This window comes from Mesorhizobium sp. P2_D6 (assembly GCF_056404315.1).
The window spans coordinates 1-15,418 of sequence record NZ_JBFUEG010000030.1; the positions used below are offsets into that span (position 1 = coordinate 1).

At 61.0% G+C, this 15,418-nt stretch carries 18 protein-coding genes; 6 read left to right on the forward strand and 12 right to left on the reverse strand.

The features are described from left to right. The 9 genes from AC1D1L_RS31655 to AC1D1L_RS31695 all read right to left on the reverse strand — a co-directional run. The coding region (locus AC1D1L_RS31655; RefSeq protein WP_477345350.1) for an MFS transporter at positions 1-861 on the reverse strand (861 nt) is incomplete at its 3' end. 10 nt (positions 862-871) lie between these two features. Beyond that, entirely contained in the window at positions 872-1,324 is a 453-nt protein-coding gene (locus tag AC1D1L_RS31660) for a MaoC family dehydratase (RefSeq protein ID WP_477345352.1), read from the reverse strand. Between the two features lie 68 nt (positions 1,325-1,392). Next, positions 1,393-2,616, reverse strand: a complete 1,224-nt coding sequence (locus AC1D1L_RS31665; protein ID WP_477345354.1) for an FAD-dependent monooxygenase — start codon at positions 2,614-2,616, stop codon at positions 1,393-1,395. Between the two features lie 37 nt (positions 2,617-2,653). After that, the gene (locus AC1D1L_RS31670; protein ID WP_477345356.1) at positions 2,654-3,988 is read right to left on the reverse strand and encodes an NAD(P)-binding domain-containing protein; all 1,335 of its coding nucleotides are present in this window, start codon (positions 3,986-3,988) and stop codon (positions 2,654-2,656) included. Continuing rightward, on the reverse strand, positions 3,988-4,404 hold the full coding sequence (locus AC1D1L_RS31675) for an OsmC family protein (protein WP_477345358.1): 417 nt from the start codon (positions 4,402-4,404) through the stop codon (positions 3,988-3,990). Before AC1D1L_RS31675 ends, AC1D1L_RS31670 begins: the two co-directional genes overlap by 1 nt. 263 nt (positions 4,405-4,667) lie before the next feature. Further along, positions 4,668-4,829 carry a hypothetical protein gene (locus tag AC1D1L_RS31680; RefSeq protein ID WP_477345360.1) on the reverse strand — a complete coding sequence of 54 codons (162 nt, stop codon included), beginning with the start codon at positions 4,827-4,829 and terminating at the stop codon, positions 4,668-4,670. Positions 4,830-5,368: 539 nt separating this feature from the next. Beyond that, positions 5,369-5,854: a TspO/MBR family protein gene (locus tag AC1D1L_RS31685; RefSeq protein ID WP_477345362.1), complete on the reverse strand. Its 486-nt coding sequence runs from the start codon at positions 5,852-5,854 to the stop codon at positions 5,369-5,371. Next, positions 5,855-6,748: a DUF1365 domain-containing protein gene (locus AC1D1L_RS31690; RefSeq protein WP_477345417.1), complete on the reverse strand. Its 894-nt coding sequence runs from the start codon at positions 6,746-6,748 to the stop codon at positions 5,855-5,857. Then, positions 6,745-8,094 (reverse strand): NAD(P)/FAD-dependent oxidoreductase, encoded by a 1,350-nt coding sequence (locus AC1D1L_RS31695; RefSeq protein WP_477345364.1) that lies wholly within the window; start codon positions 8,092-8,094, stop codon positions 6,745-6,747. The genes AC1D1L_RS31690 and AC1D1L_RS31695 overlap by 4 nt, the downstream gene beginning before the upstream one ends. A 145-nt stretch (positions 8,095-8,239) precedes the next feature. Here AC1D1L_RS31695 and AC1D1L_RS31700 point away from each other — a divergent pair, with 145 nt between their 5' ends. The 5 genes from AC1D1L_RS31700 to AC1D1L_RS31720 are packed head-to-tail and all read left to right on the forward strand — an operon-like array spanning position 8,240 to position 12,035. Continuing rightward, entirely contained in the window at positions 8,240-8,896 is a 657-nt protein-coding gene (locus AC1D1L_RS31700) for a sigma-70 family RNA polymerase sigma factor (protein ID WP_477345366.1), read from the forward strand. Next, a complete protein-coding gene (locus tag AC1D1L_RS31705; RefSeq protein WP_477345368.1) occupies positions 8,893-9,537 on the forward strand; it encodes a ChrR family anti-sigma-E factor in 645 nt (214 codons plus the stop codon). Before AC1D1L_RS31700 ends, AC1D1L_RS31705 begins: the two co-directional genes overlap by 4 nt. An 8-nt stretch (positions 9,538-9,545) precedes the next feature. Next, entirely contained in the window at positions 9,546-10,361 is an 816-nt protein-coding gene (locus tag AC1D1L_RS31710) for a DUF1295 domain-containing protein (protein WP_477345370.1), read from the forward strand. An 11-nt stretch (positions 10,362-10,372) separates the two neighbouring features. After that, the gene (locus tag AC1D1L_RS31715) at positions 10,373-11,401 is read left to right on the forward strand and encodes an SAM-dependent methyltransferase (protein ID WP_477345372.1); all 1,029 of its coding nucleotides are present in this window, start codon (positions 10,373-10,375) and stop codon (positions 11,399-11,401) included. 1 nt (position 11,402) lies between these two features. Further along, positions 11,403-12,035, forward strand: coding sequence for a hypothetical protein (locus AC1D1L_RS31720; RefSeq protein WP_477345374.1), 633 nt, complete (start codon positions 11,403-11,405; stop codon positions 12,033-12,035). Here AC1D1L_RS31720 and AC1D1L_RS31725 read toward each other — a convergent pair. The 3 genes from AC1D1L_RS31725 to AC1D1L_RS31735 are packed head-to-tail and all read right to left on the reverse strand — an operon-like array spanning position 11,974 to position 14,241. Then, positions 11,974-12,384 (reverse strand): DUF2177 family protein, encoded by a 411-nt coding sequence (locus tag AC1D1L_RS31725; protein WP_477345376.1) that lies wholly within the window; start codon positions 12,382-12,384, stop codon positions 11,974-11,976. The genes AC1D1L_RS31720 and AC1D1L_RS31725 overlap by 62 nt on opposite strands. Further along, a complete protein-coding gene (locus AC1D1L_RS31730) occupies positions 12,381-13,853 on the reverse strand; it encodes a cryptochrome/photolyase family protein (protein ID WP_477345378.1) in 1,473 nt (490 codons plus the stop codon). Before AC1D1L_RS31730 ends, AC1D1L_RS31725 begins: the two co-directional genes overlap by 4 nt. Before the next feature lie 13 nt (positions 13,854-13,866). Continuing rightward, complete coding sequence (locus tag AC1D1L_RS31735) at positions 13,867-14,241, reverse strand: DUF2147 domain-containing protein (protein WP_477345380.1); 375 nt, start codon at positions 14,239-14,241, stop codon at positions 13,867-13,869. Positions 14,242-14,494: 253 nt separating this feature from the next. Here AC1D1L_RS31735 and AC1D1L_RS31740 point away from each other — a divergent pair, with 253 nt between their 5' ends. Then, positions 14,495-15,346 (forward strand): winged helix-turn-helix transcriptional regulator, encoded by an 852-nt coding sequence (locus tag AC1D1L_RS31740; RefSeq protein WP_477345382.1) that lies wholly within the window; start codon positions 14,495-14,497, stop codon positions 15,344-15,346. Positions 15,347-15,418: the final 72 nt, after the last annotated feature.

Consider the following 15,418-nt stretch of genomic DNA (forward strand, 5'->3'; position numbering starts at 1 on the left):
CACAGACAACACGCCGCCAAGCAGGCAGCCGGCGACACCCGCCGCTATGGCGCAGAACGTCAGCAGTGATGCAAAAGCCGGCGACGGTTGCCCCTGCACTTCGAGCGCAGACCGGGCATATGTGAGCAACCATGTCCACATGGCATAGAGTTCCCACATGTGGCCGAGATAACCGATATTGACCAACAGCAATGGCCGGTCCCCGAAAATTGCGCCTATCTGGCGCGGATCGAAGATCGCCTTGCCGAATGGATATGGCCCTTCGCTAGCGAAGAACCAGAATATCGTGGATCCGATGAGCGTCGCGGCGCTTGCGGCAAGCATTACCGATTGCCAGTCGAGCGAACCGGTGAGGGCCCGAAACAGATGCGGCAGCGCCGAACCCAGTGTCAACGCACCGATGACGGCGCCGAGCGCCAGTCCCCTGCCTCGTATGAACCAGGTCGAGACCAGCTTCAGCGCGGGCGGATAGACACCGGCCAACGCAACGCCGGTTAGGATGCGGGCAGCGACGATGACGACCGGGCCGGGCTGCAGCAGCAGGCAAGCATTGGCGGCGGCGGCAAGCAGTGCGGAAACCGCCATCAGCCGGTTCAGCCTGACGACATCAGGTAGATTGACGAGGCTCGAGATAAGCGCGCCGGCAACGAAGCCGATCTGCACGCCATTGGTCAGCCATGCCTCGATCGGGCCCGAGAGATGCCACACCGCCTTCAGCTCGGGAGTGATCGCGGTCGCTGAAAACCAGGTGGTCAGCGACAACACCACTGCGAGGCAGAGTATGCCCAGCACGCTCCAGCGATGCCTATCCTCGACAATAACGGCCTCGGGCGCGCTATCAGAACTCAGTTGGCGCGCCATGATCAACCACCTAGCCGCGAGCCAGCGGCACGGTGAACACCGTCGCAGTGCCGGTTAGACAGACTTCGCCGGCCTCGTTGCGTACTGAGGTCTCGATCTTGCAGATCGGCTTGTCGGGACGTACTTCCTTGATCTCGACTCGGCCGGTGATCATCTCGTCGACTCCAACCGCCTTGACGAATTTCCAGGCGACCTCGAGGAAGACGGTGCCAGGGCCAGGAAGGTCCTCGGCCACAACTGCATTGAGGATGCCGGAGGTGACGCCGCCCTGAACGATCAGCTTGCCGAAGACAGATGCCTCGGCGAGCGCCTTGTCGTAGTGCAGCGGGTTACGGTCGCCGGTCATTTCGGTGAAAGCATGGATGTCTTCCAGGCGTGTGCGTCGCGAGCGTTCGGCAAAATCGCCCACTTGCGGCCGACCCTTGACGATGCCAATCCATCCGTCCTTCGCCTGTGCACTCATCGATGTATCTCCATCCGGTTGATTTTCGTGGATCAGCCCGGCTGCGTCAGCATCCAGGCGTGGTTCACCTAAGCAGAACGAAGGGCTTCGGCGCGTTGCTGCCACCAAGGCCACGGGGAACGTCGGGCTTGCATCTCCCGTTCTACGATCCGCTCGAATTCGGCTTTCATCACACTGCTGAACTGCCGATGCCTGGCCTCGATGTCGCTGAGCGTCCAGTCGAACGAGGCTATTGCGTCGGTGGCCTTGAGGATCTGCTCGGCGATAACGTCCCGTTCGCGTTGATAGGATGCGAAAGCTTGAGCCGATCCGTCGAGGACCGCACGCGCCAGGCTTTCGCTGTCTCGCAAAGCATCCGAAATGCCATGCGAGGTGATCGGGTCTCGGAAGAACCCGGCATCACCGACCAGCGCCCAGCCCGGACCATACACCTGGCGTAGGAAGCCCGGCACGCCGCGGAACACACGTATACGACCGTCGCTCAAACTATCGCCGTGGGCCTTCTCGGCCTGGGCGGCCAGCGCAGGAGAAAGTGACCGCAGGACAGCCATCCGGGCGTCTTCGTGGCCGCCCCGAAAGCGTTCGTCGAAATGTTCTGTCGGTACCGAGGCTACAATGCAGGCAAGGCCGTCATTTGTCGGGATGAACGAGCCGCTCACACCCTCCCGAAAATACCAATGATAGCTGCTCTCCGGCTCGGCCGGGACGTAGGCATACAGATGGGCAGCCGAGACTCGGCCGCGCCGCAGCGTCTGGGCTCCAGAGCGCTTCGCCACCAGCGAGCCAATCCCGTCGGCGCCAACTACGATGTCGGCTGTGACGGTATGAGGCGTCCCTTCAGAAGTGACTATCTTAACGCCGCGCATCCTGGCATCAGCGCCGCTGACGAGATCCGCAACAACCGTGTCGTGCAATACCTCGGCGCCGGCCTCGCGCGCGGCATCGACCAGCGTCCTATCCAGCAGCGTGCGCCTAGGAGCTATCAGGCCACGCAGCTGCTGACTCGCGCGCAGGGGTATGGTGATTTGCTCATCGCCGTAGTGGAAGGTGGTCGCGGTTATCAGCGGCGTGCCGGCGTCCAGCAGCCTTTGCAGCAGGCCCCAGCGGGACAGCTGGAGAACAGCCGGACGCATCAACGCGTGCGTCGAGAGCGTGTCCGACCCATAGGCCTTGCGGTCTACCGCAAGGACTCGCAGACCGGCTCGTGCGAGCAGCATGGCGGTCGAAGCACCTGCGCAGCGAGCGCCGACTACGATGGCGTCGTAATGGGAATAGGCTGGTTTGATGTACATCTTGATGTCCTTGGGGAGTCGGGTATTTGGACGGCGATCAAAGGTGCGTCCGCGCCGACGCCGTTAAATTGGAACCGCGCTTGCGCGGGAAATCGAAACGCAACTCTGATTGGCTCGTTGACCGTTCGACGTAGTCGGTCAGATGCGCGGTTAGTTCCCGCGCGTCGTCCTCGGCGCCGTGAATGAAGCTCGATTTCCGGCGACGTAAATATGGGAGACCCAACACGTAGACCCCTGGAACGTCAGCAACGCCTCGATCGTGCTTCAGGTCGCCCTTGCGATCGAAGATCGGCAAATCCAGCCATGAAAAATCCGGCCGAAAACCGGTAGCCCATAGCACCGTGCGAACGTCTTCGCCGAGTTTGAGTTTTAGTTGCGGCGCCGCGTCGATTGCAGTGGGGGCAAAACGCTCGATGGGACCGACGCCGGACGGTGGATTCGCCTCTGCCCATTCGTCGATCGATGCGAGCAGCCGGTTCATCTTCAGGTCGGCAAGCGCGCAGACGTTGCGAAGCGTTCCTGAAAACTGGGCTGTTGCGTCGCGAATGCCCATCAGGCGTCCGACGATTTTAACGCCTTGCCCCTGCAGGACATTGAGGTCGAGCGTGGTCCGGTCTGATGCGCCGACAAGCTGCGGCGACGGTACTCTTCGGGCGCGGTCGGGGTCGTCTGCCTCTTCGATGCGCTGGTCAAGCACGCCCGTTGCAAGCATCCACCATTGAATATCGCGACCTCGATAGACGCGCGGCAGCCGGACGTGTTCGCCCACCGCGAGCGTGACAGGCCGGCCGCTAAGCTGGATCTCCTGCGCCAATTGCAGCCCTGTCGCTGATGCCCCAACCACCAGCACCCCGCCAGGGACAAGCTGCCCGGGATTGCGGTAGGAGTGAGCCGAGAGCTGTTCGATGGCGGCTGGAATGGCCTCGGCCAGTCGCGGAACAACCGGCTTGTTGAAGGCACCCGTGGCGAGCACCACGGCTCGGCACAGCCAGCCCCCATTTTGGGTTTCCACCCGAAAGCCGTGGCTGCTCTGCGCAACTCTGTTGACTGCGGTGCGCGTTAGAACCGGTGCTGATGTGTATGTGGCGTAATCGGAAATGAAATCGGCGACCTGGCCGGCGCTCATGTAGCCGTCCGGGTCGTCGCCCTGGTATGGGTAGTCGGGGAGCCGCGCCATCCAGTTGGGCGTGAGCAAGCGCAGCGAATCCCAGCGTTCCGTGCGCCAGCTATTCGCGACCTCGCCTCGCTCGAGAACCACATGCCTGAGCGAGCGCTGGCCCAGCAGATAGCTGATCGCCAGGCCTGAGTGACCGGCGCCGATGACGACGACGTCAACGGTGCCGGCGATCCCGCGCGATGCGCTTTCGCTCATCAGGCTTTGCTTGAGGTGACCGTTACATCGGTCGGGTTGGTGATCACGTCGAAGACGGCCGAGCGCTTCTGCGATTGCGCGACGAGAGCGGCGATGTCTTCCGCGCTGGCGTCCGCGTCGATGTCGTAGTGCACCTTGATGCCGTCGAAGCCGTTGCGCACGTCCGGATCGATGCCGAGGATGCCCTGGATATTCATACCGGCTTCGAGCGTCGCCTTGACCGAGTTGAGCTGGATATTGCGGTTCTGCGCGACAGCCGCGATGCCCGCGGTCAGGCAGCCGGCCAGGCCGACCAGCACAAACTCGACGGGTGTCGCACCCTTGTCCTCGGACGCAAAGATTTCCGGATGATCGGACTCGAACTTGTAGGTCTGGCGATGCTTCTGTTCTGCGCCCAGGCCGAAGAATCCGTCCACGGTAGCTCGGTTGTGGGTTCCCTTGACCCACTCACTCGTCGCGCGCCACCCTCGGGGGCATCCTTCAGCGCCTCGCGGGCGCCAAGCAGGGCGGCTACGTTGACACCATTCGTAACGGTTTCCGTGTGTTTGGTCATATGTCGTACTCCTGTTGATAAATGAGGGTCCGACTTTTCAGCGGACGCATTGTCTTCCCACGGACGTGTTGTACGCAGCATGGGAGTGGGCGTGGAATTCGCCTGGCTTCGCTCAGAGAACCGGCCTCAGCTGTCGGATGAGAGCCTTTTCAGGCGCGGCGTAACGGGCCAGCCAATGTCCTTTTGAATTTCCATCGGCAGGCTGTTCAGAACGCGTTCGGACTTTCGTGCTTCACGGGCGTTTTTGATGGCCGCCCCATAGCGCGCGACCGTTTCAAACACTGACATGTTCTTCTCCTGTAGAGCTTTCGGTGTCTCGGGCTACGCCAACGCAGCCGCTCAACGGCCTGTTAAATGATCCACATTTGTATCTGCAAGGTTGCACCAAAACTGTCGTTTGGTAACAGAGGTCGCACATCTCGAAACATTTATGCTGTCAGAGGTTCGATCCCAGGTGTCGATCGATGCGGTAGTCTCGCAGCCCGCCAACGCCAAAAGAGCGAGAGCCGGGTCGAAGATTGAACCTCTTGTTCATTCTCTTCGTAGGTCATCCGTGAACGCTTGAATGTGACCATCAGCGCTAGGGGATGTCGGGAAGATTTGGCGCCGTTACGACCCGTGAACTCGACTTCATCGTCACACCTTCCGGGCGGAGTATCCGCTGGCGTTAGATTATGTGTGGATTCGTACGGGCAAGCGGTGCACGAGGCTTACGGTGGGTGAATCTCTTCCGATGTCGGCCCTTTCAAAAGAGCGCCGGGCACCAGCTTGTGGTGAACGGGTGGGTAGTCGGCGGGGGTGGGTGGCGCGATATCTTCGACGCCCGGTTATGCTGGCGGCGACGCAACCGAATTCAGACGCCACACGGCGAAATTCAGCGCAGTGGCGAACGTAACCCACACAAGGTAAGGCACGAGCAGCAGCGCGGCGACAAAGTGGATAGGGTAGAAAAGCATGATGGTCGCGATGATGGAAATCCAGACCAGAACGATATCAACGAAGCCGAGATCGGGGCGGTGCAGACCGAAGAAGAGCGGCGACCACGCGGCGTTGAGAATGAGCTGCAATGCATAGACCGCCACGGGCAAGCCGGCGCCGGCGAAGCCGGCCTTCCGCCAGATCATCCACCCGGCAACCGCTATCATCAGATAGAGGACGGTCCACACCGGCGCGAAAAGCCTGTTCGGGGGCCTCCACGACGGCTTCTTCAGTCGCTCGTACCATTCGCCGGGGCGAAACAACGCGCCCATGAGCGCCGCGAGGAAACAGGCGGCAATGAAGCAGGCGAGTCCGATGATCGAAGCAATGTCCATCTACCCGGCTTTATGGCCCATCGCCCTCCAAGGTCGACCGGCTCGGGGAAGTCGGCCATGCACATTTGGCTTTTCTGTGCTCGATGGGATCTGCTCCGATCTCCCCCGCCTCTCCACGGCGACAAGTGTGACGGGCTGGTGCGGGGGATGCGAGCGCTCGTGCGGGCGCATTCCCTTTGCCCAGAGAAGCAACGCCTCCCAGTGAATGCCGATGATGACCTTCAGCGTCAGAAGAGGGTAAGCCAAGAAGGTAGCCGCCAGGCTCGCGTCGCTGAGCGGATGCCGCTTGCCCGAGAAACTGGCGACGATCAGAGGTCCCTGACCGTCGCTGCCGGTTATGTGAAGCGACACGGCCTCATCGGGCAGGCCGATCCGGAAGCGATATTGAATGCCCATGCCAATGAAGGGCGAGACATAGAAGCGCTTGACACAATGCTGCTCGACCACGCCTTGGCGTTCGCAATCCTCGACAGGGATGAGATACGTGTGGCGCTGCCCAAACGTATTGTTCACCTCATAGAGGATGGCGGCGAGATCGCCCTGCCGGCGGTAGCAGAAATAGACGCTGAGCGGATTAAAGGCATAGCCCAGCATCCGCGGCATCGACAGAAGCCGCACAGCACCGCCGTCGATCTCGATTCCGGCCATGTTCAGTTGGCGCTCGACATAGGCCTTGAGCGCGCCGCCGGAACCGTCGCCGTGGTCCCGGTCGGCAAAGCTCAAAAAATTGAACCGGTTGCGCGAGAAGAGCCATAGCCTTGCAGCTAGACTGTCGATCTCATCAAGGTCAAGCAGCAGAAAGAACATACGGTAGGACAGCCTGTGCCGGCGCGGTTTCAGGCGCTGGTGCATGACCCTGCCGGTATAAAGGGCTGATTGAACATCTGGCATCAGGCGGCTGCCAGATCTGGCCGCTCAACGGCTGCCGAAAGGTGGATCCTGCCCGATTCGTCGACCACATCCCAAGGGCGCCGTATGCCACCCAGCGCCTCGGCCACGGCAAGGCCGGACTGCAGTCCGTCCTCGTGAAAACCGGCACCGAAATAGGCGCCGCAGAACCAGGTGTTGCGGACCCCTTGGAGCGACCAAAGTTTCTTCTGGGCGCGCATAGCGGTGGTGTCGAATGCCGGGTGCTCGTAGGTCACGCTATGTTTTACCGCGCGAGCCTCGGGTTCCATAGCGGGGTTGAGCGTGACAAACAGCGGCAGTTGGTCAGGCAGGGACTGCAGCCTGTTCATCCAGTATGTGACCGAGAGCTGGCGGGTTTCACCGCGTGTATCGGCAAGGTAATTCCAGCTCGACCAGGCCCGCTTCCTGCGCGGCATGAGACGGGGATCCGAGTGCAGCACGGCCTCGTTTCGACTGTAGCCAAAGCTACTTAGCAACTGCTTCTCCTCATGGCTCGCGTCGGGAAGCATGGCCAGCGCCTGGTTGGCATGGGTCGCTACCACCACCTGGTCGAAGCATTGCTCGACGCCGTCAATATCGGTGAGCCATACCGCTCCCGAGTTCCGCGCAATGCAACGCACGCGACGCCCCAGGAATATCCGGCCGGTAAATCGACCAGCCAAATTCTCGACGTAATTGCGACTGCCGCCATCAACCGTCCGCCACATCGGACGGCCGGCAAACTTCAGCAAGCCGTGATTGTCGCAGAACCGGATGAAGGCGGCGGCCGGGTAGTTCCCGACTTCAGCCGCCGGCGTCGACCAGATCGCGGCTGCCATCGGGTACAGGTGGTCCTCGCGAAATGCTGCACCATAACCTCTGGCATCCAGATACTCGGCAAGGCTGCTCTCGCCGATCCGTGAGATGTCGTAGGGCGCTTCGCGATAGAATCGAAGCAACTCCCTAAGCATCTGCCAGAACCGTAGGCGTGTGACGTTGCCGGGATGTGCAAGAAGACCGCCCAACCCGGTCCCCGAATATTCCAGGCGGCCGCCGTCCAGCGAAACCGCAAAGGACATCTCGGATGGCTTGGTGCGCACACCTATATGGGCAAAAAGAGCCGTCAGATTGGGATAGGTTACCTCATTGTAGACGATGAATCCGGTGTCCACCTGGGTTCCGCCGGAATTGACAGTATTGCTGTGGCCGCCGAGCCGGGTATCTGCCTCGAACAGCGATACGTTGTGGCGCTGCGAAAGCAGCCATGCCGCCGACAGTCCGGATATCCCACTGCCAACGACCGCTATGTCCATCGGACGATCCGTGACCAGGCGTTTGCCCGCTGCCGTCATACGCACGCTCCAGTTTCCAGTGGAAGGGGATGCCCTCCTATCCTAACTTCAACTTCTACGCGGCCGCTGGCGGCATGGATCACAGTTGCGCGGAAAGCCGCGGAGGTTTGTGATCCGAACGCCCTCAGAGCGCGTATCAGGGCGCATGGATGCATCGGGATACGGGTTCATTGCCGGCACGGTTTCGCGTAGTTTCGATCTCACAAGGATTGAAAAGGCGATGACCATGCGCTCTGAGACGGGGCCGCTATCGGCTGAGGAAGCCAGGCGTCTGCTCGCCGCGGTAGCGGAAGGACGCGATCGTGCAGCCTTTGCCATACTCTTTGGTTTCTACGCGCCCCGACTGAAAGCCTTTATGATGCGCTCCGGCATGGCGGTTTCCATCGCCGAGGACATCGCTCAGGAAACCATGCTGCTGGTCTGGAAGAAGGCCTCGTACTTCGATCCAGCGCGTGCCGGGGTCTCGACGTGGATATTCACGATCGGCCGCAACGTTCGGATCGATCGGCTGCGCCGGGAAAGCCGGCCTGCGGCCGTTGTCAGCGCCTTCGATCCCTCGGACGAGCCCGATAGCCCGGTTTCGGGTGAGGCGGCGGTGATGGCGGCAGAGCGCGACGAACGCGTGCGCTCTGCTGTTGCCCTGTTGTCTCCTGAACAGGCCGATATTCTGCGGCTGTCCTTCTTCGGCGACAAACCTCAATCGGAAATAGCGAGCCAGCTTCGCATCCCGCTGGGTACCGTTAAATCCCGCGTGCGGCTGGCTCTCAGCCGCCTTCGCCTGATCCTGGACGACCTCAAATGATCAATCATCATCCAAGCGACGAGACGTTGCTCCGCCAAGCCAGTGGCTCCCTGGAGGCAGGGCCGCGAATTGTCGTGGCGGTCCATATCGGCGGTTGCCCGGCCTGTGCCGAACGAATTGCGCAGTTCGAAGCAACAGGCGGCTTGTTCCTTGATGAGATAGAACCGCAAGCGATGAGCTTAGATGCCTTGGACCGGCAGCTGGCGAGGATCGAGGTGGACGGCGAATGGCGCGAGGAGCATTCAAGACCCGCGCGCGCCGATCTCGGCATCCGCCTGCCCGATGCTCTGGATGGATGCGGCATTGGCCCATGGCGCTGGATCGGTCCTGGTGTGCGCTGGAGCCGGGTGACGGTTCCGCAAGATGCTGGCGCAAATGTCATGCTGCTGAAGGTGGCGGCCGGGCGCAGGATGCCGGAGCATACCCATTCCGGCTACGAATACACTCAAGTGCTGAAGGGCTCGCTTTACGACGCGCGTGGCCGCTACGGTCCGGGCGACCTGGATGAGGCTGACGATGAGGTTCAGCATCAGCCGGTCGTCGACGAGAGCGGGGAGTGCATATGCATCGCCGCCCTCGAGGGGCAGATGAGGCTGCGAGGCTTCTTTGGACGATGGATCCAGCCTTTGCTTGGCGGTTGAGACGTTCCATGAGCGTCGCTACCCCCCTCTTCCTTGTTGCTATCGGTCTTTCGGTGATCATGGTGGTGGCGTGGTACGTTGCTCTGAGAACGGGTCGGTCCGGGTGGATCGACGCGATCTGGTCATTCGCCGTGGGCATCTTCGGTGCTTGGGCGGCACTTTTCGTTTCACCCAGTGACAGTTCGGTGCACCGGCAATGGTTGGTTGCCATTCTGGCGCTGGCTTGGTCGCTGAGGCTAGCCCTCCACATCGCCAACCGGACAGCACGCAGCAGCCAAGACGATCCGCGCTACCGCCAGCTCAAGGAACAATGGGGCTCCAGCTTCCGAGCCAGGCTGTTTTGGTTTCTGCAGGTCCAGGCCGCGGCTGCTTTCCTGCTTGTGTTGTCGATCGTGGGTGCTGCCCACAATCCCGCCTTCGCCTTCGGTTCAAATGATTGGGCCGGTGTCACGCTAATGTTGCTGGCGGTTGGCGGCGAGGCGACGGCCGACCGCCAGTTGACGGCTTTCCGGGCGGCCCCCGCCAACAAAAGCCGGGTCTGCGATGTGGGCCTTTGGCGCCTGTCGCGCCACCCCAACTATTTCTTCGAATGGCTGGCATGGCTCGCCTATGTGGTGATCGGCATCGACCCTTCAGGTCACTATGCATGGGGATGGATCACGCTGGCCGGCCCAGTCCTGATGTACTGGCTGCTTGTCAATGTATCGGGCATCCCGCCGCTTGAGGCCCATATGTTGCGCTCGCGTGGCGAGCAATTTCGGCGCTACCAGGCGCGTGTCAATGCGTTTTGGCCAAGCCTACCAAAGGCGACTGCCGCCCATTGAAGGAGATGAAGGTGAGCCTGATCGCATCCGCAATCCGCGCTGTCGAGCGCGCCCCGTTGCCAGACTCCGCCACCCGCTACGGCATCGAGGTTCTCGTCGGTCGGACACGGCGGCGGCTGGCGGCGGGACCCTCAGTCGACGACGGGCGCTTTGCCAAAGACATGGCCGGCCGTTCAATAGCCGAGCACACGGCAGCCGCGAATGACCAGCACTACGAGTTACCACCGGAGTTTTTCGCGCTGACGCTTGGTCCCCGCCGCAAATATTCCTGCTGCCTATATCCCACGGGGAGCGAGACATTGGCCGAGGCGGAGATCGCCGCGCTGGAGCAGACCGTTGACCACGCAGGGCTTCGCGATGGTCAGTCGATCCTCGAACTCGGCTGCGGCTGGGGTTCGCTGACGCTGTTCATGGGGCAGCGTTTTCCGTCGGCCAGAATCGTGGCGGTGTCGAATTCGACTCCGCAGCGACTTTACATTCAGGCGGAGGCAGCAGCACTCGGGCTGCGCAATATCGAGGTCATCACCGCCGACATGAACGAATTCCAGCCGACGGCGCGGTTCGACCGCGTGGTATCGGTTGAAATGTTCGAGCACATGTCTAACTGGCTCGACCTGCTCGCTCGTATCCGAACCTGGCTCCAGCCCGAGGGCCGGCTGTTCGTCCACATCTTCAACCATCGCCATAGCCCTTACCGCTTCGACCATCGCGATGAGGCCGACTGGATTGCTCAACACTTCTTCACCGGTGGCATCATGCCGAGCCACAACCTTATCAGCCAATTCTCGGATTGCTTCTCGATCGAGCGCGAATGGCGGTGGAGCGGCCTGCAATACGCACGCACCGCCCGGCACTGGCTCGCGCGCTTCGACAACAACCGCAGCCAGATCGACGCCATTCTTTCGGCTGTCTATGGCGCTGATGCGTCGCTCTGGCGTCGGCGCTGGCGGCTGTTCTACCTCGCCACCGAAGGCCTGTTCGGCCATGCCACGGGTAAAGAGTGGGGCGTTAGCCACTACCTGCTCCGGCCGGCCGGCTGACATGCCGGCCTTCGCGCGCCTTTGGCGGCGGATCACCGCCTATGCCGCGCATGACGATCCGCTGACGGCCGCCGCTAACTGGATTGCGCTGGTTGTCGCCTGGAATCAGCCCTTCTACCCACTTTATCTATGGGCGGTGGTCGGCGCCGATAAGGTCGCGCCGTCATTTCTCACTTTTCTGTCGACGCCCTTCTTTATCGCCGTTCCAGCAGTCGCCAGGCAATATCCGCTCGCCGGGCGCCTCATGCTGCCGCTGACAGGCATCGCCAATGGCGTCCTCAGCACCAAGGCGTTCGGTATCGGGTCGGGGGTCGAGATATTCCTCGTTCCTTGCGCTTTGATCGGCGCTGCCTTGTTCAGGCCTTCCGAACGGCCAATCGGGCTCGCTGTCATTGCGCTCTGCGCTGCAGCCTACTTCATACCTGAGCGCGTATTCGGTCAGCCACTGGCCGACTATAGCGCTGCCGACAATAGTGGCATGGTGGGGCTCAACGCCTTGAGCGCCGCGACATTGATCGTCTTTGTCGGTTTGCTTTTGTCGGGCGCCTTGCAACGTCTGAGCGGCGACGACGTCAGTCGCCGCGCAGAAAGTAGCGGGTCAGCAGAAAGCCAACAACCGCCGCCACCGCGCTGAGCAGGGAACCCCAGCAGATATCGGCCACCGTGATGATTGTCGGCCAGCCGCGTACGGTCGCCTGGTTGGTAAGATCGTAGGTCGCGTAGGCGAAGAACCCATAGAGCGCGCCATAGGCTGCCGCGGTCGTCCACTTGCCGGTCGAGAAGGCGGGCGCCGTAGCAAAGACGATAATCCCCCCGATGTAGATGAGGTAAAACAGAGCGGCCGGCGCGAGATTGACGTCGTCCACCAATATGTCCGCGAGATAGCGCCGGTAGAGGCGCTGCGACATCGTGGTTAGCCAGACTGCGTCAATGGCAAGGAAGGCGACCAGGGTGGTTGCATAGGCGACCGTATATCGGATCATAAAGCTGTTTCCTTTGCACTCGATACCTTAGCCCTGTCTTTTATGGACTGATAAAGGTTCAATGCTCGGTCTCGTGCGGCGCCATGATCAATGATCGGATTTGGATAAGTCTTGCCGAGCTCTATTTCCGCGTGTGCTAGCAAGGCAGCTGGCGCCTCCCACGGCCGGTGAATGTAGCGGTCGGGCAAGCCAGCGATCTCCGGAACGTAGCGCCGCACATAGTCACCATGCGGGTCGAACTTTTCGCCCTGAAGGACAGGATTGAAGATTCGAAAGAAGGGTGCGGCATCTGCACCTGATCCGGCTATCCACTGCCAACTTGCGGGATTGTTCACCGGGTCCGCGTCGACAAGAGTGTCCCAGAACCATCTCTCCCCTTCCCGCCAGTCAATCATCAGATCCTTGATAAGAAAGGAGGCGGTGATCATGCGCACGCGGTTGTGCATCCACCCAGTTCGCCAAAGTTCGCGCATGCCTGCATCTACGATCGGGTAACCCGTCATCCCGGTCTGCCAGGCCTTTGTCGCTCCGCGGTCGCGGCGCCACGTGAAGCCCTGGAATTCGGGGCGGAAGCTGTGCTCGTGCAGGTGAGGATTGTGAAATAGAAGATGATAGGAGAATTCTCGCCAGCCGATTTCCTTGCGGAATTGCGTCGCGCCAGCCTTGTCCGATCGCTGCAGTGCGGCGAATATTTGAACTGGCGTGACTTCGCCGAACGCTAAATGGGGTGAGAGGCGCGAGGTGCCCCGAATGGAGGGTATATCGCGTCGGTTTTCGTAGTCAGCCAAATCCTCATTGTTGAAGGCTTGCAGTCGTTGCCGAGCGCCGGCTTCGCCAGGGGTCCATCGATCTGCAAGCCCTTCCGCCCAATCAAGCGTTTTGGGAAGGAGGTCGAGTTCGTGCAGGGCCAGGCCGTCGAACTTACCCTCCCAGCCGTTGATTGATTTCGGGGCATCGATCGGATCGCGTAGGGCGCTCCCGTTATACAGTGCCTTCCAAAAAGGGGTGTAGACTTTGTAGTATCCGCCTGAGCCAGTCTTGAGCAGGGAGGGCTCGTGGAGCAGCGCGCCATCGAAGCTTTGCGCGATCAGCCCGGCTTCGCGAAGTTTCGTCTTCAGCGCCGAGTCTACTGCCGCTTCAGCCGGCTGGTAACGACGATTCCAGTACACACAATCCGCACCGCTCGCCGCAATGGCCGTGGCGACGACATCTCGTGTTCTGCCCCGAGCAAAAACAAGCTTCACGCCGGAAACTTCCAGGCTCTGGCTTAGCGCGACCAGCGAATGGTGTAGCCACCAGCGGCTTGCTGCCCCCATCGGCCTAGTTCGCTGTATGTCTTCGTCAAGAATGAAGAGCGCCAGAACAGGTCCATTGCGGTCGGCCGCAGCCGCAAGGGCGGCGTTGTCGCTAACGCGGAGGTCACGTCGAAACAGTACAATGGTCGGCGCCGAACCTGACCTGCCATTCATTGTGTGGCCCGATTCACTTTGCCGGCGTCCAATTGGTATTTTTGCAGATCACTCCGCCGATGACACAGCCTCGCGTCGTCAACCCTTTGCCGGCAACCCGTAGGGTCATCGAAAATGTGAGCTTTCGCTTGGGGTCATAGGCGTTCCCCTTCAACGTGCTGCCGGAATTCGGCTTGAGCGTCATGATCAGCTTGTCGCCAACGTCTTCGCCTTTACTGGTATCCCTGATCCAGAGATTGGTTGCGCACAGTTTCTCTCCGCAAGGAGCAATCTTGACGCGCGCATTGCCGTCGTCCCTCAACCACACACCGCGCGCGTCGGATAGAACGTCGGCATGCGCTATTGCTGAAACAAGCGTGGCCACTGCGAATGCAGTTATCCCTTTCATCGGCAAGGTCTCCGTGCGCCCTATTGCATTCTACGTCGCGACGGTGTGCGCGGATCACTTGATCTGCGGAAGCGGCCAAACGCCCCGCCACAACGCATCAGGGCACAATTGGCAGGTCCGTTCACGTAGACATCCGCAATGACCGCTTCGGTATGGCGACGTCCAGCTCAGTTACCAATGATGTCCGCTTTCTGGCAACGGCGCAGCTGCCTTCAACGGCCGGGATGAGGCGCAAAGCTGCCGTCTACACTCGATGCATTCCCGCTTTATCCATAAGCACCCGAGACTCGGGCTGAGGCGCGACTTAGAAAGGTCGAAAAGATTCAAAGAAACCAAGGGATATTGTCATCGCGCCCATTTGCGCGCTAGTCAGCGCTATGATGTGTCGAACCCGGTTGATGGACTCATGAAGCCGCTGGTCCTGATCGCCTCGAAGGACCCGGATTTTTTCCTGGTTTTCGGGCACATACTTTCGGTAGCTGGCTTCGAGATTCGACTGATTACGGGAGACCGGGAAATCGCAAGCGCCATCGCGGCGACCGCCCCGCTTGCCGTGGTCATGGACTGCCATCCAGGCGACCGTGAAGTGGTCAAGCAGTCCGGCTGGTTGAAGTCCGCCGCCGCAACCAAAGCGACGCCGGTCGCGGCCCTGGTTGCCCCGCGCTCCGGCAAGCTGCATCTCGATTTGATCAAGGCTGGAGTCGACGAGATATTTTCCCGGCCGTTCGCCCCGGAGCAGCTTCTGGCCTGGCTTCACGGCAAAGCGCGCCTTGCGAAGCTATCGCGCGAAACGGACTCGGGTGAGTTGGTGCAGGGCGATTTCCGGCTCGAGCGGCAGACTCACCGGACATTCTTCAAGCAAAACGAGATCCTGATGCCACCGATCGAGTTCAAGCTTTTGCGCAGCCTTTTGGCGCAGCCTGGCAAGGTCTTCAGCCGCGAGGAACTGGTCGCGACCGCCTGGCCTGAACATGCCGCCGCAACCGATGTGCGGGGCGTCGACGTCCATATAGCCAGGCTGCGCAAAAGGCTTCGGGCATCCGTGGGAAGCGATGTGATCCGGACGGTCCGCTCGGCTGGCTACGCGTTCGCGCCGGACTGGTGACCTGCCCGGCGATTCCGGCAGTTGGCGCTCGTGCGCGCCCATTGCCGGCACGCCGGTCCACACGCATCTGCT

Bases quoted from the DNA above. Each gene is read 5' to 3' on its own strand.
- AC1D1L_RS31660 (WP_477345352.1), bottom strand. From the start codon at position 1,324: ATGAGTGCACAGGCGAAGGACGGATGGATTGGCATCGTCAAGGGTCGG.
- AC1D1L_RS31665 (WP_477345354.1), bottom strand. From the start codon at position 2,616: ATGTACATCAAACCAGCCTATTCCCATTACGACGCCATCGTAGTCGGC.
- AC1D1L_RS31670 (WP_477345356.1), bottom strand. From the start codon at position 3,988: ATGAGCGAAAGCGCATCGCGCGGGATCGCCGGCACCGTTGACGTCGTC.
- AC1D1L_RS31680 (WP_477345360.1), bottom strand. From the start codon at position 4,829: ATGTCAGTGTTTGAAACGGTCGCGCGCTATGGGGCGGCCATCAAAAAC.
- AC1D1L_RS31685 (WP_477345362.1), bottom strand. From the start codon at position 5,854: ATGGACATTGCTTCGATCATCGGACTCGCCTGCTTCATTGCCGCCTGT.
- AC1D1L_RS31695 (WP_477345364.1), bottom strand. From the start codon at position 8,094: ATGACGGCAGCGGGCAAACGCCTGGTCACGGATCGTCCGATGGACATA.
- AC1D1L_RS31700 (WP_477345366.1), top strand. From the start codon at position 8,240: ATGGATGCATCGGGATACGGGTTCATTGCCGGCACGGTTTCGCGTAGT.
- AC1D1L_RS31705 (WP_477345368.1), top strand. From the start codon at position 8,893: ATGATCAATCATCATCCAAGCGACGAGACGTTGCTCCGCCAAGCCAGT.
- AC1D1L_RS31710 (WP_477345370.1), top strand. From the start codon at position 9,546: ATGAGCGTCGCTACCCCCCTCTTCCTTGTTGCTATCGGTCTTTCGGTG.
- AC1D1L_RS31720 (WP_477345374.1), top strand. From the start codon at position 11,403: ATGCCGGCCTTCGCGCGCCTTTGGCGGCGGATCACCGCCTATGCCGCG.
- AC1D1L_RS31725 (WP_477345376.1), bottom strand. From the start codon at position 12,384: ATGATCCGATATACGGTCGCCTATGCAACCACCCTGGTCGCCTTCCTT.
- AC1D1L_RS31730 (WP_477345378.1), bottom strand. From the start codon at position 13,853: ATGAATGGCAGGTCAGGTTCGGCGCCGACCATTGTACTGTTTCGACGT.
- AC1D1L_RS31735 (WP_477345380.1), bottom strand. From the start codon at position 14,241: ATGAAAGGGATAACTGCATTCGCAGTGGCCACGCTTGTTTCAGCAATA.
- AC1D1L_RS31740 (WP_477345382.1), top strand. From the start codon at position 14,495: ATGCATTCCCGCTTTATCCATAAGCACCCGAGACTCGGGCTGAGGCGC.